The organism is Pseudomonas sp. Bc-h (assembly GCF_002080045.1).
Classification (GTDB): domain Bacteria; phylum Pseudomonadota; class Gammaproteobacteria; order Pseudomonadales; family Pseudomonadaceae; genus Aquipseudomonas.
In genome coordinates, this window is record NZ_MUIN01000017.1 from 224,546 (window position 1) to 247,301 (window position 22,756).

The window sequence follows — 22,756 nt, forward strand, 5'->3', positions numbered from 1 at the left end:
AGCGGATCCGCTGTTTCTTGCCCCATAAGCTTGTGAAAAACCTTCTGATGGTTCGCATACTGAATCGATTGAGACGTCGAGCGTCTTGAGTGCCGCAGGGTGAAATCTGGCTGAGTCATTGTTCATCCTTGGTCATTCAAGAGGCTCGGCGTTGGTATGTTTCTCAGGCGTCTCAATCAAATTTGTCGGCATCTTCGAACAAGACAGCTTTCTGGTCCTTTGCTGACAACGCCGGCTCACCTTCAAATGGCCATTCAATAGCTACCGTGGGGTCATTCCATGCAAGGCTGCGTTCGTGCTCGGGAGCCCAGTAGTCAGTGGTCTTGTAGAGAAATTCCGCGCTTTCAGACAGCACAATGAAACCGTGGGCAAAGCCTTCCGGTATCCAGAGCTGCTTCTTGTTTTCTGCGCTCAAATGCACGCCGACCCATTTGCCGAAAGATGAAGACCCCTTGCGCAGGTCGACAGCCACGTCAAATACTTCGCCGTGGGTGACCCGAACCAGCTTCCCCTGTGGCTGCTTGATCTGATAATGCAGACCGCGCAAAACGCCTTTGACCGAGCGCGAGTGATTGTCCTGAAGGAATTGAACAGGACGTCCGACAACCTCTTCGAACACTTTTTGGTTGAAGCTTTCAAAAAAGAAACCCCGATCATCACCAAACACTTTTGGTTCGAAAACAATGACTTCTGGAATTTCAAGGCGAGTTGCGTTCATGTAAAGCGAATCTCCGACATGCTGATTAAGCATCTGCGATGCGTCGTTTGGGCCCGTTGCGTGCGACGATGCCCACCAAAGTTTGTTTCAGATCCTGGCCACGAAAGCCGCGATGACCAGGCTGATATTTCCGCCCACCGTTTGGCGATAGACGCCCGACTTGCGTAATTCACAAAGCCGCGACTTGGCGCCCAGGCGCCGTCCGTTTTCGAAATGCTCCAGCGTCGCCCGGCTCTCTTGGGTAATCAGCGGGCTCATAGCCCTCAAAATTTGGAGGTTCGCATCATTCCATTCCACGAAGCGACCCGAAAGCATCTTGCGAAAGCGAGTGAGTCTGTCTTTAAAGCTGGCGTTGGCGCCGATGAGGTTACTGCCGTGTTGCCGGTAATCGAGGCTGGCCTGGGCGTCGTAGATTGCTGTGCCGCCGCAGGCGGTGATCAACAGATAGGCAAGCCAGTCATGTGCGACGACCTTGGCGTCATCAGGTAGCTGCAGCAACACATCACGGGCCGATTGGTTGATCATCATGGTGTTGGCCCCAGCCAGGCTTTGTACCAAGGCATTCTGGAAGGAGGGTGGACGGGAGAACAGGGGAGAGAAGCCAGCCGCATTTCGCTTGGCATCCACCAGACGTGTCCGAGAGCAATAAAGAGCGGGCGTTTCATCAGCTACTGTGACCAAGTGGGCGACGCTTCGTTCAAGCTTGTCACTGAACCACACGTCGTCCTGATCGCTGAAAGCGTAGTAACGCGCCTGGACCTCCGGGCGCTTGAGAAGAGAGATGAAGTTTTTGGCGAAACCCTGACACGGACCGCTGAAAATTTTTAGACGGCTTTCGCCCCATCGCTGTTGATAGTCGGCCAGAATGCTACGCGTCGCATCGGTGGATGCGTCGTCCGAGACGTAGAGCGTCCAATGCTCGAAGGACTGGTCACAAAATGATTCGAGTTGTTCCTGCAAATAGGCGGCACCGTTGAAAGTGCACATCAATATTGCGACATCGATCTGGCGGTCGTCCGTAGGTTGGGCCTGGAGGCTACCCCCTGGCTTGGGACTGACGCCGCGACTCTTATCCTCATCCTTTTCCGTAAGTCGGGATCTCAAGAAATTCTTCGCTTATAAAAAGACGCCATTTTACGCTCTGTGCCTGATTCCGTCAGCCCTGAGTTTGTTTCAGGCAAAAAGGTGTCTAGCTTGGGGCGCCTTTCGCTGATCTCACTACGCCATTGTCTTTTCCCGCCCAACCCCTCACCATCGCTTTCCGGTTATCCGTTTGCCTCATGGACTAGACGAATTGGCAGTACGTTCAGCTCATAAGCGCCCTGGTTTTTGGCTGCTTCTGGCGCTTGCACTGACGTGCACGGCGTGTGCGAGCTATCTGAGTGCCGATTGGGATTTTTCCCTGATCAGTCGTCGTGCCGAGAGCCTGTATGGGCCGCTTGGGGCGGGGAAGCAGCGGATCGATGCCTGGCAGAATCTGTTGGCGACCGAGAAGCAGGTCAGCGAGATGGACAAGCTGACGGTGGTGAACCAGTTCTTCAATAAACAGATGCGTTATGAAGAGGATATCGATCTGTGGCATGAGGTCGATTACTGGGCCACACCGATCGAGTCGCTGATCAAGGGCGCGGGGGACTGTGAAGATTACGCCATCGCCAAGTATTTCAGCCTGCGCCGCTTGGGCGTGCCCAGCGAGAAACTGCTGATCACCTACGTCAAGGCCCTGCGCCTGAACCGCGCGCACATGGTGCTGACGTATTACTCGAGCCCGAACGCGATGCCGTTGGTACTCGACAGCCTGATCAATGAAATCAAACCCGCCAGCGAGCGACAGGATCTGTTGCCGGTGTATTCCTTTAACGCTGAAGGACTATGGCTACCGGGTGCGCAAGGCAACAAGAAAGTTGGGGATACCAAGCGTCTGTCCCGCTGGCAGGACTTGCTGAAGAAAATGACCGCCGAAGGCTTCCCGGCCGAGCCCGAGAATTAGGAGTACTGATGTCTCTGTTCAAGCAACTGTTGATCGCTATCTGTCTGTTTATGGTTGTCGCGTTTGCGGGCAGTTTTGTCGTCAGCCTGGAGAGTTCGCGGGCGCAGTACGTCAATCAGCTGCGTTCACACGCGCAGGATGCGGCCACTTCGCTGGCCCTGTCGCTGACTGCCAATATCGACGATCCGGCGATGGTCGAGTTGATGGTGACGTCGATTTTCGACAGCGGGTATTACGCGAGCATTCGCGTGGTGGATCTGGCGACGGACGCGGTGATCGTCGAACGCAGTGCAACGCCGGACAATCAGGGTGTGCCGCAGTGGTTCATCAATGCCATCGGGCTCGAGCCGGCGGGCGGCGAGGCGATTGTGAGCCGCGGCTGGCAGCAGACGGCGCGGGTCGAGGTGGTGAGCCATCCGATGTTCGCGCTGGCCAAGCTGTGGCAGAGCGCGCTGGGCAGTCTGGGCTGGTTGCTGGTATGTGGCGTGCTGAGTGCGATTCTTGGCGCGCTGCTGTTGCGTCGTCAGTTGAAACCGTTGGACTACATGGTTGCGCAGTCTCAGGCGATTGGTCGGCGCGAGTTTCTGACGCTGCCCGAACTGCCGCGCACGCCGGAGCTGCGTCGAGTGGTGCAGGCGATGAACCAGATGGTCGAGAAGCTCAAGGCGCTGTTTCAGGAGAGCACCGAGCGCAGCGAGCGGCTGCGTGTCGAGTCCTATCAGGACAGCCTGACGGGGCTGTCCAACCGCCGTTATTTCGACATGCAGCTCAAGACTCACGTCAGCAATCAGGACGAAGAACGCGCAGGTTATCTTCTGCTGTTGCGTGTGCAGGATCTGGCGGGCCTGAACGTTCGTCTGGGCGGCAAGCGCACCGATGCATTGTTGATCGCCGTCGCTCAGTTGTTGCTCAAGCACTGTGAGAAATACCCTGAAACCCGCAACCTGATCAGTCGGTCTCGCGGCGGCGAGTTTGCGGTGCTGGCGCCGGGCATGGACCGTGACGAGGCGCTGGAACTGGCTCGCGATCTGGAGCTGGCGCTGCAAGCGCTGGCTGCTACGGGCGCGTCCGATGTTGCTCCTGTCGCACATATGGGCCTTGCGCCGTACACGCCGGGCGATGCGCCGCTGACGTTGCTGTCTCTGGCGGATCGGGCGTTGTCTCAGGCGGAAACCCAAGGCGAGCAAAGCTGGAGCTGCGTCGAGCATGGTGTGGTGAAGAGCACGGGAGACGATCAGCATACCTGGCACCTGCTGTTGGATCAGGCGTTGACCCGGGGCGGCTTCGAGCTGTTCTTCCAGCCGGTGGTCGAGACTGGCGACTCCACCCGGGTCCTGCATTACAAAGTGTTGTCGCGACTGGTCAATAACGAAGGCCAGACTGTTCCGGCAGGGCGCTTTCTGCCGTGGATCGAACGCTTCGGTTGGTCGAGCCGGTTGGACTTGTGGATGCTCAAGCAGGTGCTGGCCCATCTCGAGAGTCATGACCAGTCGTTGGCCTTGAACTTGTCGGCTGCCACTCTGAACGATGCCGGCGCGTTGAACCAGGTGTTCGATGCGCTTCGCCAGCATCCGAAGTTGAGCGGGCGCCTGACGTTCGAGATCGGCGAGGAGCAATTGCCCGAGCAGAAAGTGCTGGAAAAACTTACCCGCCGTTTGCAGGAAGCCGGGTTCACCCTGGCGCTGCAGCGTTTCGGCGGGCGTTTCAGCATGATCGGCAACCTGGCGCATCTGGGGCTGGCGTATCTGAAGATCGACGGCAGTTACATCCGCGCCATCGACGAAGAAAGCCACAAGCGTTTGTTCATCGAAGCGGTGCAGCGTGCAGCGCACAGCATCGACCTGCCGCTGATCGCCGAGCGCGTCGAGACCGAGGGCGAGCGTCGGGTGATTGCGGAGATGGGAATAGAAGGGGTGCAGGGCCAGTTGATCGGTGATCCGGCGCCCTGGAAGTGAGCCTCCGTCGCTGATATTCGCAAGACACCTGTAGCAGTCCGGCTTGCCGGCGGAGGCGATTTCAACAACGCCACCGCCGGCAAGCCGGACTGCTATAGATATTCAGGGCACCGCCGTTCGGCAGCACACATCAGGTTTGTGGCCTAGGGCTTTAAATCAACCGCGTTTCATCGTCATTGATAAGGTCGCTCAGGCCGCCCAGTGTTTCACGGGCCTGGTTGCGGTCCATCAACTTCGCCTGCGCGGCAGCAGGTAGATCGGTGACATTGAGGATGCCTTTGCTGGTCAGCACCTGAATCAAGTCGTCGAGTACACGGATCATCTCCATGTCGCTCAACTTGAGCTGGTTCAGGCTCTTTTCCACCATCTCATCGGCGTACCAGGCCTGGATCTCATGATCGTCGGCTGGCAGTTGCCCGGTCGCTTCGGCGAACTCCGCCGCCTCGACTCGAACAAGCAATCCATCTGCATCGCGCTGAACGTAAAACATGGCTCATTCCTCAATGAATGCAAAGGCTGGCAGCCGTCGGTGACGGCTGCCAGCACAGTACATCAGCTCTCGCGACTCAGCTATCAGTGATGATCGACCTTGATGGTCGGATCGGCACCGCTTACCAGCGAGCTGATCATGGAGTTGTTCCATTGCACGCCTTCCACCTTGATATGTACATCAGCGGTGTTGGCGACGGCAGTGGCGTTGGCTTCAGCGGTGGTCGTGAACTTCCCGGCGCTGCTGACTTCGATGGTGGTGTCCTTGCCATCGTTGGTGATCTGCAGGTACTTGGTCAGATCATTCACGTTGTTACCATTCTCACCTTGCAGCAGATCGCTCAGATCAAGCTTGTCGCCCTCGCTCGCATGGAAGTCCTTGATCACGTCAAAGCCGCCGTTGTTGGTGTCGCCTGCTTTCCAGGCGAACGTATCGGCGCCAGCGCCACCGGTGAGGGTGTCGTTGCCTTTGCCACCAATCAGAATGTCGTTGCCGTAACCGCCATTGAGGATGTCATTGCCGCCCTGACCGAACAGAATGTCATCGCCATTGCCGCCCAGCAGCGAGTCGTTGCCATCCTGCAGCAGGGTGTACTTGGCTTCATACGTGTTCGACGCATTGGCCAGGTGAGCGACGTCATCAACGTGGGTGCTGACGAACTGATGCAGCGCTTTGTCATCGATGGTCGAGACGTTGACGTTCAACGTCGCGGCCGCGAATGCCTTCAGCGCGGCGGTGCCTTCCAGCGTGCCGTAGTTGATCATGTCGCCGAACAGGATGTCGTTGCCGTCACCGCCGTTCAAGGTGTCAGCGCCTGGACCCACGAGCGTCTCGTTGCTCAGGATCGCGTCCTTGAGCTTGGTGACGTCGATAACGGTTTGCGAGTGGTTGTTGGTGTCGTACTGATCCAGCGAGGTGGTGGTTTTGATACCAATCGCTTCAATCGCCGTTTTGGTGGCCAGGTCGTTGTAGGCCGCCATGGTTTCGGTTGGCGCCGCACCGCTCACGGCTTTGCCATTGGCGTTGTCGTGGTAGGTCGGCTCACCGTCGGTGATGAAGTACGTCAGCATCTGTGCGCCCGGGTTGCTGGCGGCAGAGCTGGAGAACCACGCGCTGGTCTGGTTGAACACCGACTCATAGTTGGTGTTGCCACTGGCCTGCAGATTGGTCAGGTACTTGTTCAGCGTATCGAGCGCTGCCTGCCCGCCGTGAGTCAGGTCAACCGTGATGCCTGTGTGAGCACTGGTGTCGAAGTTGGTCAGGTAGATTTTGACCGTTCCCGAGCCCGTGCCTTGAGCGGCGGCGGACAGCGTTGAGAACACCGACTTCATCTGTGCAATCATGGTGCTGAGGCTGCCGGACATGCTGCCCGACGTGTCGACCATGAATGCAATGTCATAGTTCTGACCGGGGACCAGCTTAATCGCCGACACATCGGCCACGACCACGTCGTTGGCAGCAGTGCCGGTGACGACGCTATTGCCCGCGGTGCCTTCAGTGGACGTGTAAGCACCCGCGTCGACCTTCACCACAATGTCCTGGCTGGCAGACGCAGTCGGAACCGCCGATGTAATACCGGTGAGGGGCGCTTCGGTCGCTGTCGCGGTGACATGCAGCGTGAAGTCGCCCTTGTAGTACTCAGGTGTCTTGATGACCAGGCTGGTCAGGTCAAGCGCGCTGATGTCTGCCGGCGTATTGGTGCCGACGATGGTCACGCTGTGGCCCGCCGCGTCAGTCAGAACGGAGCCCGCCGGGGCGCCGGTGACGGTCACGGTGTGAGTCTCGGAACCGTCTGTGCTGTCGCCGAAGCTTGCAGTCACGCCGCTCAGTTTGATCGGGTTGTTCTCGGTGCCATGGTTCAGCGCGTAGGCGGTGTAGTAACCCTCGCCTGCAACGGAGGCATTTTCCGTGAACGTCACACCGTTCAGGCCTGAAGCTTTCAGGTCGTCGACCGATGCGTAGAGCGCAACATGTGCACTGTCCAGCGCTACGGAGGTAACAACCTTGGTGCTGTTGTTCGTGTCGCTCAGGCCAATGCTGTAGTTGCCCGGACCCGCTTGGTTGTAGTGGTAGATATCCAGCGTGTAGTAGCCGGAAACCGTAGGGACGAAGCCCGAACCCACGTTGCTGACGGCTGCGCCCGCACCCCAGGTTGCGCTGGCGACCTGATTGCCACCGATGGTGATCAGCAGGCTGTCATCGGCAGAACCGGTGAAGTTGTAGGTGTGACCCGCTTCCAGGTAGATCAGGCCGGACAGCTTGGTACCTGTGCCTTGCGCCACAGAGCTTTCAGCAGCCGAATCGGCGGTGGTGTGAGTGGTCGCGGCGGTCGTGGTGGTGAAGCCCTTCAGAATGGTCGCCGGATCTGCGCCGTTACCACCAGTGCCCATGTTGGTCAGCGTGCCGACCCATACATCCTTGACCAGCCCGGTCGAATGCACTTGAGCGCCGGTCAGGTCTACGACTGGCGTATCGGCAACGGGTTTCACTGTGATGCTGCCAGTCGCCGTACCTGTGCTGCTCAGGCCTTGGCTGTCGACGGCCTTGTAGGTGAAGCTAGTGCTGCCGCTCCAGTCCGCAGTCGGCTTGAAGTACAGGGTGGCGGTGTTGTCGGTGGCCTTGATGACACTGTCTGCCGTCACTTCGTTCAGACCAGCCGCATCGCTGTAGAACTTGCCATTCGCCGCCGTGCTCGCCAGCTTGAAGGAGGCGATGGTTCCGTCGACATCACTGCCGTGCAGGACGACGGAGATCAGCGGGTTCGGATCCTCATTGCCCACAATGCTGGTCGAGACGTCGCTACCGGTCGCAGCGGAGACGGTCGGCGCATCGTTGGTACCGGTGATGGTCAGGGTCAGATGACCCGGATTGCTCACGGCGCCCGCCTTGTCGGTCGCGGTGAAGGCGACGTCGAAGGTGATCGACTGGCCCGCCCCCAGCTTCTGATAAACCTCGCTGCTGGTGTCGATGGTCCATTTGCCGGTGTTTGCATCGAGCACGAAGCCGGTTGGAACATTGCCGGTGGTGGCACCGCTGGCGCTCGTTGTCGTACCGGTTACGGCGTAGGTCAGCTTGTCGCCGGTGTCGATATCGGTTGCAACCAATTGACCCGCATTGCCTGGAGCGGAAGCATCTTCTGCAACGCTTTGAACGCTGTTGGTTGCCACTGGCGCATCGTTGGTGCCGGTAACGGTCAGAGACAGGTGGCCAGGATTGCTGACGGCACCCGCCTTGTCGGTCGCGGTGAACGCGACGTCGAAGGTGATCGACTGGCCGACACCCAGCTTCTGATAGACGCTGCTGCTGGTGTCGATGGTCCACTTGCCGGTGTTCGCGACGTCGAAGGTGATCGACTGGCCGACACCCAGCTTCTGATAGACGCTGCTGCTGGTGTCGATGGTCCACTTGCCGGTGTTCGCGTCGAGCACGAAGCCGGTTGGAACATTGCCGGTGGTCGCACTGCTGGCGCTGGTTGTCGTACCGGTTACGGCGTAGGTCAGCTTGTCGCCGGTGTCGATATCGGTTGCAACCAATTGACCCGCATTGCCTGGAGCGGAAGCGTCTTCGGCAACGCTTTGAACGCTGTTGGTTGCCACTGGCGCATCGTTGGTGCCGGTAACGGTTAGCGTCAGGTGACCCGGGTTGCTTACAGCCCCAGCCTTGTCGGTCGCGGTGAACGCGACGTCGAAGGTGATCGACTGGCCGACACCCAGCTTCTGATAGACGCTGCTGCTGGTGTCGATGGTCCACTTGCCGGTGTTCGCGACGTCGAAGGTGATCGACTGGCCGACACCCAGCTTCTGATAGACGCTGCTGCTGGTGTCGATGGTCCACTTGCCGGTGTTCGCGTCGAGCACGAAGCCGGTCGGTGCTTTCCCAGTGATTGCGCCGCTGGTCGCGGACGTGGTGCCGGTCACTGCGTAGGTCAGTGCGTCACCTGCATCTACGTCGGTGGCGGTCAGTTGACCCGCATTGTTCGGAGTGGTCGCATCTTCTGCAACGCTCTGAGCGACGTTGGTGGCAACCGGGGCATCGTTGACACCTACGACGTTGACGGTAACGGTCGTGGTATCGAAGCCGCCGTGGCCGTCGGTCACGGTGTAGCTGAACTTCACCTCACCGTTCACATCTTTGGCCGGGGTGAAAATCACGTTGCCGGTGGCGTCCATGATTACGGAGCCGACGACCTTGGTGCCCGATGCATCATAGACAGCAGACGCCACTTTCGGATCGTGGCCTTGCAGCGAGCTGATGCTCAGTTTGTCGCCGTCGACATCGGTGTCGTTGGTCAGCAGGGTAGTGGCCTTGATGACCAGCGGCTGGTCTTCGAGCGTGGTCAGGGTGTCATGACCCAGAGTGGCTGTGCCGCTGGTGCCCAATACGCTGAACGGGCCCACCACGTTGCCGTTCACGGAGGCGACTTCGACCTTGAGTTGCGCCTGTCCACCCTGATCCCAATAAACGATCTGGATATCGTGGGCGCCGCCGGTTGTCAGAGTGAAGTCCGTGGTGCGTTCGGTTGGCGACTGGTTAGCGTTGTACGAAGCAACCTGCTTGCCATCGATCAGGACGATGTAACCGTCGTCCGCCGTGATTTTCAGCTTGTAGGTGCCCGCGTCCATGGTGACCTTGCCGGCCAGCTCGAGGATGGCATCGGTCGAGGTGGTTTGCGCAGTACCCGCCGTGTAGACCAGCGAGGTCTTGTCGCCGCCCAGGAAGGTATCCAGGTTGCCGGTCTGGCCCAGGTTGTTGCCGAACGAACCACCGTAGTTGATTTTCGTTGCATCGAAGGTGGCATCGGCCTTGTGCGAGGCGATGAAGTCCAGCGCCTGCTGAATGGTGCCAAGGTTCGGGCCGTTCTTGTTGGCGCCGCTGTCGTTGTAGGCGTAGTAGTTACCTTGCAGGCTTGCCACTGGCGCGGCTGCGAAGTGGTCAGGCAGTGCGACCGGTGCGTCGTTCACACCCTTGAGGGTCAGCGTGCTTTGCGCGGGATCGGAGCTCACGCCGTTGACGTTGTTGCTGTCGTTGCCCGTGTCCGTAACGGTCACGGTGACATTGCGGGTACCGTCTTGCAGGGCCTGATTATCGTTGCTGTAGGTAATCGCCTTGATCACCGACTCGTAGTCGGCGCGGTCGGCATTACCCGACAGCGTGACAACCAGGTTGGTGCCGTTCCGGACAGCGGTGTAGTCAAGGGTCACGCCGTTGACGGTCACAGTGCCGGTGACGCCAGGGCTGCCGGCGGTGCCGGTGCCTACTGTGCCACTGACGTTGATCGAACCGCCCAGCTTGTCGTGGCTCGCGTCGTAGTTGCTCAACGTGACGGTCGCGCTCTGCAGCTGTTTAACGGCAACGCTGTTGTCTACGTCGGTGATGCTGAGGCTGCCTACCAACTGAGTAGAGCCAGTCTGGTCTTCGGTATACAGGCTGTTGCCCGCGGTCACGATCGGGGCATCGTCAACCGTGGTGATGTGGATCGTCGACGTGGTGCTGGAGGTACTGTGCTCAGCACTGCCGTCATCGATGGTGATGTCGATGATGCGGTTTTCTTTCACCGGATCATGCGACGTGCTGTCGAAGGTGATCGACGAAATCGCAGCCTGGTACTGCTCGGCGGTACCAGGACCAAAGGTGATGACTTTGCCGGTTACGTTGCCTTGAGCGTCCTTGATATCCGTCAGGGTTACGCTGAGGTTGCCAGGGTTGCCAATGGCCAGCAGGTCGCCCGTTTTGTAGTTGGTCAGGGTGACGGTCGCGCTCTGCAGCGTGGTGCTGTCCGGATCGCTCAGGGTGAAGTCGCGAGCGATCAGGCCCGGGCCTTTGCCTGGCGCGGTGACGTCGCCACCGACCAGTGTTTCGTTCCAGGTATTGCCGAAGTCAGTGCCATTGCCATCGTGGCCAATGATCGGTGCGTCGTTGACCGCGATGACGTTGATGTTGCCGGAGGCGATGACCGAGGTCGCGCCATTGACGCCGTCGCCGTTGGCACCCGAGTCAGTGACGGTGACAGTGACGCTACGGTCGCCTGCAACCGGATTGTCGCTGGTGTTGTTGAACTTGATCGCTTCGATCAGCGCCTTGTACTGATCGATGGTTGCAACGCCGTCGATGGTGTAGCCGGTCACTTTGCCGCCCACTTCGATAGGCGTCACGGTGACGCCGGTTGGAGGCGTGCCGGTGAAGCTCAGTACGTCGTTCGCCTTGACGTCGACCGATACCACGGCGTGGGACAGGGTGCTGTTGTCGACATCGTCCAGGTTCAGGTTGCTGACGACCGAAGTCGCGCTGTCGCCTTCAGTGAAGGTCACCGCATCCGTATGTACAGTTGGAACATCGTTGACGGTGGTGATGTGGATGGTCGAAACCGTGTCGGAAACAGCAGTGCCGTCGCTGACGCTGATGGTGATGTTGCGGTTTTCAGGGTTCGGGTTGTGCGTCGAGTTGTCGAAGGTGATCGATTTGATCGCCGTCTCGTACTGAGCAGCAGTGCCCGGACCGAAGGTGATGACCTTGCCGGTGACCTTGCCGTCGACATCTTTGATGTCGGTGGTGGCGTATTGCAGACCGGCAGCATCGACCACGTTCAGGATGTCGCCATCGTGGAAGTTGGTCAGGGTGACAGTCGCGCTAGCCAGCGTGCCGTTGTCCGGATCTTTGATGGTGATGTCAGCAGCGATCTGGCCCGGGCCCTTGCCTGGTGCAGTCACATCGCCGCCCACCAGGGTTTCGTTCCAGGTATTGCCGTAATCGTTGTAGCCACGGTCATGACCGAAGATCGGTGCGTCGTTGACGGCGACCACGGTGATTTCACCATGGGCCAGGACCGAGTCCTTGGTGCCGACGTTGTTGCCTTTGGCGCCAGTGTCGGTGACGGTGATTTCCACACCGCGAGTGCCCGCAGTCGGGTTGTCGCCCGGCGCGCTGAACTTGATCGACTCGATCAGTGCCTTGTACTGCTCGATGGTGGCGATACCGTTGATGGTAAAGCCGGTGACCACGCCATTGACCGTTGTCGGCGTAACAGTGACGCCGGTCGGCGCTGTGCCGGTGAAGGTCAGCAGTTCGCCAGTTTGCATGCCGGTGACGTTGACGACCGCCTTGCCCAGCGTGGTGTTGTCGACATCGTCCAGGTTCAGGTTGCTGACAACCGAAGTCGCGCTGTCGCCTTCAGTGAAGGTCACGGCATCGGTGTGCACGGTCGGAACATCGTTGACCGTTGTGATGCGGATGGTCGAAGTGGTCGACGCAATGTTATCCACAGCACCACCGTCGTCGATGGAGATGTTGATGATGCGGTTGTCCTTGACCGGGTTGTGCGAAGAGCTGTCGAAGGTGATCGACGCAATCGCAGTCTGGTACTGGGCAGCGGTGCCCGGACCAAAGGTGATGGTCTGGCTGATGACGTGACCCAGCGCATCTTTGGTCTCGGTGACGTTGTAAGTCAGGCCGGCATCCTTGACCACATTGAGGATGTCGCCATCCTTGAAGTTGGTCAGGGTGACAGTCGCGCTCTTGAGCGTGGTGCTGTCGATGTCCTTAAGGGTGAAGTCGCGAGCGATCTGGCCCGGGCCTTTGCCTGCTTCATGGACGTTGCCGCCGACCAGGGTTTCGTTCCAGGTGTTGCCGAACTCTTTGCCAGTACCGGTGTGACCGATGACCGGGGCGTCGTTGACCGGCGTGACGTTGACCGTCAGGGTCTGGCTGGTCGATGCCGCGCTGCCGTTGCTCGACTCGGTGGCGGTCGAGGTCACGGTCAGAGTAATCGTGCCGTTGGCGTCTTTGGCCGGGGTAATGGTCAGCGAGCTGAGGTCCCAGCCAGTGACAGAAACCTGGCTGTTGTTGGCGCCGGCAGTGAAGGTGTGGCCGGTCGTGCCGTCAGTCAGCACGGCACCTATCGGGATGCCGCTGATGACAGTGCTCAAGGTTTCCGAGCCATCGGTGTCGACCAGTGCTGGCGCGATGTCCAGGTGGATCGCGGTGTCTTCGTCGCCGTTAGCCGTCTTGACGGTAAGGTCTGGCGCGTCAGCGACCGCAATCACGTGGACGGTGAAGTCCAGCGGGGTGCTGACGGCTGCAGCGGCGCCGTCTTTGGCGGTCGCGATCAGGGTCAGCGCGACATCGCCGCTGAAGTTCGCTGGAGCCTGGAATTTCAGGGTGCTGGCGTTCCAGTTGGTGATGTCCACCGAAGCATTATTGGCATCAGCGGTGAAGGTGTGCCCTGGGGTGCCGTCGGTGATGACCGAGCCTTTCGGCAGACCGTTCAGGGTCAGCGTCAGGGCTTCCGAGCCGTCAATGTCGGTGCTGGCGGCATGAACCGCCGACAGCAGGATTGGCTGGTCTTCCAGACCCGTGTTGGCGTTCTGGGTCACCGAAATGTTGTCCAGAATACCGCCAGTGGAGTTGCTGTCCGCGGCCTTGAATTCAAGGTGAGCGGTGCCGTCGGCGGTGACCGGAACCTGGAAGGTGTAGGTTTTCAGGCCCAACTGGTTCGAGTTCAGTGTGCCGATCAGGGTGGTGCCCCAGAACACATTGATGACGGAGTTATCCAGAGCGCCCGCACGCGGCGAGTAGTCGACCGACACGGTGTAGGTCTGGCCGGCCTTGGCCGAGAACTCGGTCCACAGGTTGCTGGCGTCGCCGGAGTTGCGTTCCAGTTCGATGATCTGGTTGCCGGCTTTCGGATCGGTCACGCCATATACGCTGGCCTTGCCGATTTCCACAGTGCCGCCGGTGTTGTCGGTGTGCCATTGGCCGTTACTGAACTCGCTGACCGGGATGGCTTTCCAGTCGCCGATTGCAGTGGTGTTGCCCTGGAAGTCGATGGTTCTGACGAAGCCATCGGTGTCCATGGTCAGGGACGGCGTGTCGGTGACCGGAGCCACGGTGACGCTGCCGCTCACCACAGGCGAAGCAAGAACGTTCTGGCCGTTGGCAGCCAGGCCGTTATCCACTGCCTTGTAGGTGAAGTTATTGGTGCCGCTCCAGTCCGCATCCGGCACGAAGTAGATAGTCGCGCTGTTGCCCGACGCCGCGATGTTGCTGGTGGAATCGAGCAGGACGGTGTGGTCTGCATCGGCGTAGAACTTGCCGTGCGCACCCAGATCGACCAGGTTGAAGTGGTCGATGTGGCCGTCGATGTCACCCCCGTTAAGGGTGATGGCAATTGCAGGGGTGGTCTTGCCAGCGTCTTCGTCGCCGCTGCCATGAGCGCCCGCGACGACGGTCGGAGCATCGTTGACCGGGATGACCTTGATCACTGCCTGAGCCGGAGCGGAGTCGACCACGCCATCATTGACGGTGACAGTGACCACACGGTTTACGGCCGAAGGATCGTCACTGGTGTTGATGAAACGCAGGGATTTCAGAACATCGTTGTACTCGGCTTGAGTGGCGTCGCCGATGAGGGTGAACACCAGCTTGCCGTCGACGGTTGCCGAGGTGACGGTGATCTTCGCGTTGGTGCTGGCGAAGTACAGGTTGTCGTCGGTTTGCGGGTTGGTGAAAGTGACCGTCGCGCCTTTGAGGTTCGGGCTGTCCGGGTCATTGATCGTCATGTAAGGCATGACCTTCAGCGCAGTGCCGTTCTCGGTGAAGCTGGTGGTGCTGGCGGTGCCACCGGCCGGGCCGTTGAGGTCCAGAACCGGGGCATCGTTCACGGCGGTCACCGAGATGGTGCTGGTCGCTACGTTCGACAGATTGTGTTGCGCCGAGCCGTCATTCACTTGAACCGTGATGACGCGATCAATCGTGCTCGGATCATCGCTGGTGTTCTTGTACATGACCGATTCGATCATCGCCTTGTACTGATCCAGTGTCGCTTCGCCGGTCAGGGTGACGGTGATCTTCCCATCGGTGGTACGGGTGTCGCTGACAACTGCGTGGATACCGAACTTGTCGGTAGCCGTCAGTACGTCAAAGGCCTGAGCGTTGGTCAGGGTGATGGTTGCACCTTTGAGCGTGCCGTTGTCCGGGTCGATGATGCTGAGGTTGGCGCTGGAAATGCTGACGCCTGTGCCGTTCTCGGTGAAGTCGACGCTGTAGCCAGCGCCGGTCGCTGCCGGGCTGCTGTCCAGGTCCAGAACAGGTGCATCGTTGACCGCAACGACGGTGATCTTGCCGTCCACCAGAACCGAAGTCTCGTTGCCGACGTTGTCACCTTTGAGGCCGGTGTCGGTAACGCTGATCCGCACGCCACGGTCGCCCGGTGTCGGATCTTCACCAGATGCGGCGAACTGGATCGACTGGATCAGGGCCTGATAGTTGGCGACGCTGGCGTTGCCGGTCAGGGTGATGGTCATCGTGCCATTGGAGTCCGGGCCCGAAACGCTGTAGTCGATGCCCAGATCGGTTTTGCCGTTGCCCAGGTCGTGGCTGGAGCCGACCAGGTCTTCTGGCTGCACGTGGGTCAGGGTGATGACAGCACCGCTCAGTTGGGAGTTGTCCACATCCTTGATGACAAGGCCGTTGGCGATGGAGACCGCGTCGTGGTTCTCGGTGTAAGTGTTATTGCCCAGGACAACCTCGGGCCTGTCGTTCACAGCCGTCACGTTGATCGTGGTGGTCGTGGTGTTCGACTGGCTGTTCAGGATCTCGCCGTCGTTGACGGTGATGGTGATCTTGCGCGGCGTGGTGTCCGGGTTTTCGCTGGTGCTGCTGTAGGTGATCGACTGGATCATCTTCTGGTACGAAGCCAGGTCAGCAGAGCCGCTCAACACGACGGTAATCTTGCCGTTCTGAAGGCGAGTGTCGATTACGGTGGCGTGGATGCCGAACTGATCGGCTGCCGCCAGAACGTCACCGGCCTTGGCGTTGGTCAGGGTGATGACCGCGCCTTTCATGTTGGTGTTGTCGAAATCACCGATCTTGACGTTGCTACCGGAGATGCTGATGGCCGGATCGTTCTCGGTGTACGCGGTGGTGAAGCCGGTGCCCGAGGCGTTCGAGTCCAGATCCAGGGTTGGTGCGTCGTTGACCGGGATAACGGTGACATTGGCGGTGGCGACGTTGGAGCTGTCCTCGCCATCGTTGACCTGAACGGTGATCGCGCGGTTGCCGCCGACCGGGTCTTCGCCTTCGCTGACGAACGCCACGGATTTCAGTACGGCCGCGTATTCAGCCTGGGTTGCAGCCCCTTTGAGGGTGTAGACCAACTGACCGTTGACGGTTTCCGAAGTGATGGTGATTTTGCTGTTGGTGGTGTCGAACACCAGCTTGTCGCCGACCTGCGCGTCCTTGATGGTCACGGTGGCGCTTTGCAGGTTGGGGCTGTCCGGGTCGCTCAAGGTCAGCAGCGGCATCAGTTTGACCGGTGCGGCGTTTTCAACGTACGGCAGGGTGACCGTGTTGTTGCCCGGGAAGAACGGACCGTTGAGGTCGACAACCGGTGCGTCGTTCACGGTCGTCACGCTGACAGTGCTGGTCGCGACGTTGGACAGGTTGTGTTCGGACTGGCCGTCATTGACCTGCAGGGTGACGGTGCGGTCAGCGCCGCCTGGGTTATCGGTGGTGTTCTTGAAGGTGATTGACTGGATCACTTTCTCGTAAGAAGCAACGCTCGCATCACCGCTCAGGGTGATGGTGATCTTGCCATTCACGATACCGCTGTTGGTCACCTTGATGCCGAACTGGCTGGCGATACCCAGAACGTCGCCTGTCTGGGCGTTGCTCAGGGTGATGGTCGCGCCTTTGAGCGTGGTGTTGTCCGGGTCGACGATAGACACGGTGCCCATGATGTTGAGCGCCTTGCCATTTTCGACATAGGTCACGGCGTAACCGGTCTGCGAAGCGCCATCGGCCGAATTCAGATCCAGAACCGGTGCGTCGTTGACCGCAGTCACGTGAACGGTACTGGTGACTGGAACGGAGTCATTCTGGCCGTCGTTCACGGTCACGGTGATGTTGCGATCTACAACGCTTGGGTCGTCACTGCCATTGTGGAAGGTGATCGACTTGATCACGGCTTCGTATTCGGCAGCGGTCGCGTTACCGGTCAGTGTCAGCACGATCTGGCCGTTGACGGTGGTCGTGGCGACGTCGATGTTTGCGTTAGGACTGCCGACGACCAGCGTGTCGGAATCCTGAGGGTTGGTCAGGGTAACCTTTGCGCCTTGCAGGTTCGGGCTGTCGACGTCGCTGACCTTGATGTCGGCTGCAATCGGTACACCGGCGCTATTGCCTTCGGTGAAGGTGACTTCGCTGTTGACGCCGTTGGTGTCGCCATTCAGATCAACAACCGGCAGAGCATCGTTGTCGATGATCGTGGTGGTGACGCTGCCATTGGTGGTGCTTGCAACGATGTTCTCGAAGTTGCCACCAGTGATGGTGCCAATCGCAACGGTGACGTTTTCCACGCCTTCAGGAATGGTGTCGTTGATGGTTGCCAGGTCAAAAGTAACGCTGCTGGCGTTGGCCGGAATCTTCACGCTGACGACTTGGGTGTAGTCGCTGCCGTCGGCTGCGGTACCGCTGTAGGTCAGGTTGATGGTGACTTCGGTCTGCGCCGGGTTGCTCAGGCTGATGGTGTAGGTCGCAGGCTGACCTTCGGTCACTTCAGTGCTGCCGGTGATACTGGCAACAGTTGTGTCGATGGTATCGGTGATCTGCACCACGGCTGGCGTCGTGTCGGTCGCCAGGTTTTCGAAGTTACCGCCAGTGGCACCGGTGATGGTGGTGCTGACAGTGGCATTGGTGTTGTAGACGTCGTTGGCCTGAACTGGAACAACGACTGAGCCCGAGGAGTCACCGGCTTTGATAGTGATGGTCGAACCGTCGGACAAGGTCACGGTAACCGGAGTCTGCGCCGGGTTGGTCAGCGTCGCAGTGTAGGTGATCGACGTGCCTTCGGCAGACGTCGCAGCGCCAGCGGTCAGGCTGACAGTCGTGGTGTCCGGGGTGTCAGTGATCTGCACTACGGCTGGCGTTGGATTGGTCGCCAGGTTTTCGAAGTTGCCGCCAGTGGCACCGGTGATGGTGTTGCTGACAGTAGCGTTGGTGTTGTAGACGTCGTTGGCCTGAACTGGAACAACGACTGAGCCCGAGGAGTCACCGGCTTTGATGGTGATAGTCGAACCGTCGGAGAGGGTCACGGTCACCGGGGTCTGTGCCGGGTTGGTCAGCGTGGCGGTGTAGGTGATCGACGTGCCTTCGGCAGACGTCGCAGCACCTGCGGTCAGGCTGACAGTAGTCGTGTCCGGAGTGTCAGTGATCTGCACCACGGCTGGCGTCGTGTCGGTCGCCAGGTTTTCGAAGTTACCGCCAGTTGCGCCAGTAATGGTGGTGCTGACAGTAGCGTTGGTGTTGTAGACGTCGTTGGCTTGAACAGGCACGACGACGGAACCGGTCGATTCACCGGCTTTGATGGTGATCGTCGAACCGTCGGACAGCGTGACGGTGACCGGAGTCTGCGCCGGGTTGGTGAGTGTCGCCGTGTAGGTGATCGACGTGCCTTCGGCAGAGGTCGCGGCCCCAGCGGTCAGGCTGATGGTCGTGGTGTCCGGGGTGTCAGTGATCTGAACTACGGCTGGCGCAGGGTTGGTCGCCAGGTTTTCGAAGTTACCGCCAGTCGCGCCGGTAATCGTGGTGCTGACAGTAGCGTTGGTGTTGTAGACGTCGTTGGCTTGAACAGGCACGACGACGGAACCAGTCGACTCACCGGCTTTGATGGTGATGGTCGAACCGTCGGAGAGGGTCACGGTAACCGGAGTCTGCGCCGGGTTGGTCAGGGTGGCGGTGTAGGTGATCGACGTGCCTTCGGCGGAAGTCGCAGCACCTGCAGTCAGGCTGACAGTTGTAGTGTCCGGAGTGTCGGTGATCTGAACCACGGCTGGCGTCGGGTTGGTCGCCAGGTTTTCGAAGTTGCCGCCAGTTGCGCCAGTAATGGTGGTGCTGACAGTAGCGTTGGTGTTGTAGACATCGTTGGCTTGAACCGGAACGACGACGGAGCCAGTCGACTCACCGGCTTTGATGGTGATAGTCGAACCATCGGACAAGGTCACGGTCACCGGCGTTTGCGCCGGGTTGGTGAGCGTGGCCGTGTAGGTGATCGACGTGCCTTCGGCAGAAGTCGCAGCCCCAGCGGTCAGGCTGACAGTCGTGGTGTCCGGAGTGTCAGTGATCTGCACCACGGCTGGCGTTGGATTGGTCGCCAGGTTTTCGAAGTTACCGCCAGTGGCACCGGTGATGGTGTTGCTGACAGTAGCGTTGGTGTTGTAGACGTCGTTGGCCTGAACCGGGACGACAACCGAGCCAGTCGACTCACCGGCTTTGATGGTGATGGTCGAACCGTCGGAGAGGGTCACGGTAACCGGAGTCTGCGCCGGGTTGGTCAGGGTGGCGGTATAGGTGATCGACGTGCCTTCGGCGGAAGTCGCAGCCCCTGCAGTCAGGCTAAGAGTCGTGGTGTCCGGAGTGTCGGTGATCTGAACCACGGCTGGCGTTGGATTGGTCGCCAGGTTTTCGAAGTTGCCGCCAGTGGCGCCAGTAATGGTGGCGCTGACAGTAGCGTTGGTGTTGTAGACGTCGTTCGCCGGAACAGGCACGACCACGGAGCCAGTCGACTCACCGGCTTTGATGGTGATGGTCGAACCGTCGGACAAAGTCACGGTGACCGGCGTCTGAGCCGGGTTGGTCAGTGTGGCCGTGTAGGTGATCGACGTGCCTTCAGCGGAGGTCGCAGCACCAGCGGTGAGGCTGACAATAGTCGTGTCCGGGGTGTCAGTGATCTGCACCACGGCTGGCGTCGGGTTGGTCGCCAGGTTCTCGAAGTTGCCGCCAGTGGCACCAGTAATGGTGGTGCTGACAGTGGCATTGGTGTTGTAGACGTCGTTGGCCTGAACAGGCACGACCACGGAGCCAGTCGATTCACCGGCTTTGATGGTGATCGTCGAGCCATCAGACAGCGTGACGGTAACCGGGGTCTGAGCCGGGTTGGTCAGCGTAGCGGTGTAGGTGATCGACGCGCCTTCGGCAGAAGTCGCAGCACCGGCGGTCAGGCTAAGAGTCGTGGTGTCCGGTGTGTCAGTGATCTGCACAACGGCTGGCGTCGGGTTGGTCACCAGGTTTTCAAAGTTGCCGCCAGTGGCACCGGTGATGGTGGTGCTGACAGTAGCGTTGGTGTTGTAGACGTCGTTGGCTTGAGCAGGCACGACGACGGAACCGGTCGATTCACCGGCTTTGATGGTGATAATCGAACCGTCGGAGAGGGTCACAGTCACCGGCGTCTGAGCCGGGTTGGTCAGCGTGGCCGTGTAGGTGATCGATGTGCCTTCGGCGGAAGTCGCAGCACCTGCGGTCAAGCTAAGAGTCGTGGTGTCTGGAGTGTCAGTGATCTGCACCACGGCTGGCGTTGGGTTGGTCGCCAGGTTTTCGAAGTTGCCGCCAGTGGCACCGGTGATGGTGGTGCTGACGGTGGCATTGGTGTTGTAAACATCGTTGGCTTGAACCGGTACCACGACCGAACCGGTGGACTCGCCAGCACGAATGGTAATGGTCGAACCGTCCGACAAGGTCACGGTGACCGGCGTTTGCGCCGGGTTGGTCAGCGTCGCGGTGTAGGTGATCGACGTGCCTTCGGCGGAAGTCGCAGCGCCAGCGGTCAGGCTGACAGTAGTCGTGTCCGGAGTGTCAGTGATCTGAACCACAGCTGGCGTCGGGTTGGTCGCCAGGTTCTCGAAGTTGCCGCCAGTGGCACCAGTAATGGTGGTGCTGACAGTGGCATCGGTGTTGTAGACGTCGTTGGCCTGAACAGGCACGACCACGGAGCCAGTCGATTCACCGGCTTTGATGGTGATGGTCGAACCGTCGGACAAAGTCACGGTGACCGGCGTCTGAGCCGGGTTGGTCAGCGTGGCGGTGTAGGTGATCGACGTGCCTTCGGCAGAGGTCGCCGCGCCAGCGGTCAGGCTAAGAGTCGTGGTGTCCGGAGTGTCAGTGATCTGCACAACGGCTGGCGTTGGATTGGTCGCCAGGTTTTCGAAGTTACCGCCAGTGGCACCGGTGATGGTGGTGCTGACAGTGGCGTTGGTGTTGTAGACGTCATTGGCCTGAACCGGGACGACGACGGAACCAGAGGACTCGCCCGCGCGGATGGTGATAGTCGAACCGTCGGACAGGGTCACGGTGACCGGCGTCTGAGCCGGGTTGGTCAGCGTGGCCGTGTAGGTGATCGACGTGCCTTCAGCGGAAGTCGCGGCTCCTGCGGTCAAGCTGAGAGTCGTGGTGTCCGGAGTGTCAGTGATCTGCACCACGGCTGGGGTCGGGCTGGTCGCCAGGTTTTCAAAGTTGCCGCCAGTGGTACCGGTGATGGTAGTGCTGACAGTGGCGTTGGTGTTGTAGACGTCATTGGCCTGAACCGGTACCACGACCGAACCGGTGGACTCGCCAGCACGAATGGTGATCGTCGAACCGTCCGACAGGGTCACGGTGACCGGCGTCTGAGCCGGGTTGGTCAGCGTGGCGGTGTAGGTGATCGACGTCCCTTCAGCGGAAGTCGCCGCGCCAGCGGTCAGGCTGACTGTAGTGGTATCTACGGTGTCGGTGATGTTGGTCACCGCAGGCGCCGGGTTGGTGGTCAGTACCAGGCCCGAACCGCCAGTCGTGCCGGTGATGGTGGTCGTGACATCGTGGGCGTCCAGGTACGGCGTGTTGCCGTTTGGAAGCTGCACGGTCACGGTGCCGGAAGTCTGGCCGGCAGCGATGACGATGGTCGAGCCGTTGGACAGCGTGATGGTCAGATCGCTGAGCGGTGCCTGGGTGACGGAGGCGGTGTACACCAGCGCGCCGCCGGCTTCGGTCAGCGTCGAGGTAGCGCTCAGGCTCAAGGTGGATGCGCGTTGTGGAACGCCGTCATCTTGCAAGGTCGCTGCCGTTGCGTTGTTACCCAAGCCAGCAGTATTGAAGCCGATGTTCGGATTCACCACGTCTGCGGTTTCGGTCAGCATAACGACGCTGTGGCCGCCGCCCGCGTTACCGCCGTCGGTGCTGCCAGTAGTCTGGCCCGCTGCGGTAGCTTCCAGGTCTTTGGTCGGGTCGGCACCCGCAGCGATTGCTTGCTGCAGTTCGGCAACCGACGGCGCGGCTTGTGCGGTGGCTTCCGCCAGGTTGGTGGTGGACGTCGGGGCTTCAGAGCTCCACTGACTGTCACGGCCCATGTCCAATTGACGACCGTCAGGCAATTGCAGGGTAACGGCGCCTTCCGGGCCCGTAAGCACCTGCTCACCGGCCAACAGCCGGTCACCCTCGATGAGCACACGACGAATCCCTTCCGGGGAGACTGCGACTACTTGGCCAACAATGCTTTTGACGATGGCAACAACACTGCTCATGGGGGTGACTCTCCGCGATTACCGTTCAGTTGGTATCCATCATGCCGGGCGGGCTTCGATACGCCGCTTCATACTGGAGTACATAAAATTCACAAAACTATGGCGTCAAACAACTAAGCAATTGATTTGATTATTGTTAGTTATTTGACGCCAATTTATTTTTGGCCTGCTATCCGGTTGGCAATTAACTTTGTGCCAAACTATTGACCTATTCCGCGACATCCTAAACAATCGCATCCGTAATGTCACATTGATATTTGATGAGATCGCGTATTTCTGCTG

General features: G+C 59.6%; 6 protein-coding genes. 2 read left to right on the forward strand and 4 right to left on the reverse strand.

What is annotated here, in order from left to right; translation table 11 throughout:
• Window positions 1–172 precede the first annotated feature (172 nt).
• The gene (gene rfbC / locus BWR59_RS30405) at window positions 173–718 is read right to left on the reverse strand and encodes a dTDP-4-dehydrorhamnose 3,5-epimerase (protein WP_081569359.1); all 546 of its coding nucleotides are present in this window, start codon (window positions 716–718) and stop codon (window positions 173–175) included.
• 87 nt (window positions 719–805) lie between these two features.
• Window positions 806–1,705, reverse strand: coding sequence for a glycosyltransferase family 2 protein (locus BWR59_RS30410; protein ID WP_230982118.1), 900 nt, complete (start codon window positions 1,703–1,705; stop codon window positions 806–808).
• A 346-nt stretch (window positions 1,706–2,051) separates the two neighbouring features.
• Here BWR59_RS30410 and lapG point away from each other — a divergent pair, with 346 nt between their 5' ends.
• Entirely contained in the window at window positions 2,052–2,708 is a 657-nt protein-coding gene (lapG, locus tag BWR59_RS30415; protein WP_143490991.1) for a cysteine protease LapG, read from the forward strand.
• An 8-nt stretch (window positions 2,709–2,716) separates the two neighbouring features.
• The gene (gene lapD, locus BWR59_RS30420) at window positions 2,717–4,663 is read left to right on the forward strand and encodes a cyclic di-GMP receptor LapD (protein WP_081569362.1); all 1,947 of its coding nucleotides are present in this window, start codon (window positions 2,717–2,719) and stop codon (window positions 4,661–4,663) included.
• A 151-nt stretch (window positions 4,664–4,814) separates the two neighbouring features.
• Here lapD and BWR59_RS30425 read toward each other — a convergent pair whose 3' ends face one another.
• Window positions 4,815–5,153: a tryptophan synthase subunit beta gene (locus tag BWR59_RS30425; protein WP_081569363.1), complete on the reverse strand. Its 339-nt coding sequence runs from the start codon at window positions 5,151–5,153 to the stop codon at window positions 4,815–4,817.
• Window positions 5,154–5,236: 83 nt separating this feature from the next.
• A complete protein-coding gene (locus BWR59_RS30430; protein WP_081569364.1) occupies window positions 5,237–22,474 on the reverse strand; it encodes a retention module-containing protein in 17,238 nt (5,745 codons plus the stop codon).
• Between the last annotated feature and the right edge of the window lie 282 nt (window positions 22,475–22,756).

Excerpts from the sequence above, each read along its gene's own strand:
- rfbC (WP_081569359.1), bottom strand. The coding sequence starts at position 718 with ATGAACGCAACTCGCCTTGAAATTCCAGAAGTCATTGTTTTCGAACCA.
- BWR59_RS30410 (WP_230982118.1), bottom strand. The coding sequence starts at position 1,705 with ATGTGCACTTTCAACGGTGCCGCCTATTTGCAGGAACAACTCGAATCA.
- lapD (WP_081569362.1), top strand. The coding sequence starts at position 2,717 with ATGTCTCTGTTCAAGCAACTGTTGATCGCTATCTGTCTGTTTATGGTT.
- BWR59_RS30425 (WP_081569363.1), bottom strand. The coding sequence starts at position 5,153 with ATGTTTTACGTTCAGCGCGATGCAGATGGATTGCTTGTTCGAGTCGAG.
- BWR59_RS30430 (WP_081569364.1), bottom strand. The coding sequence starts at position 22,474 with ATGAGCAGTGTTGTTGCCATCGTCAAAAGCATTGTTGGCCAAGTAGTC.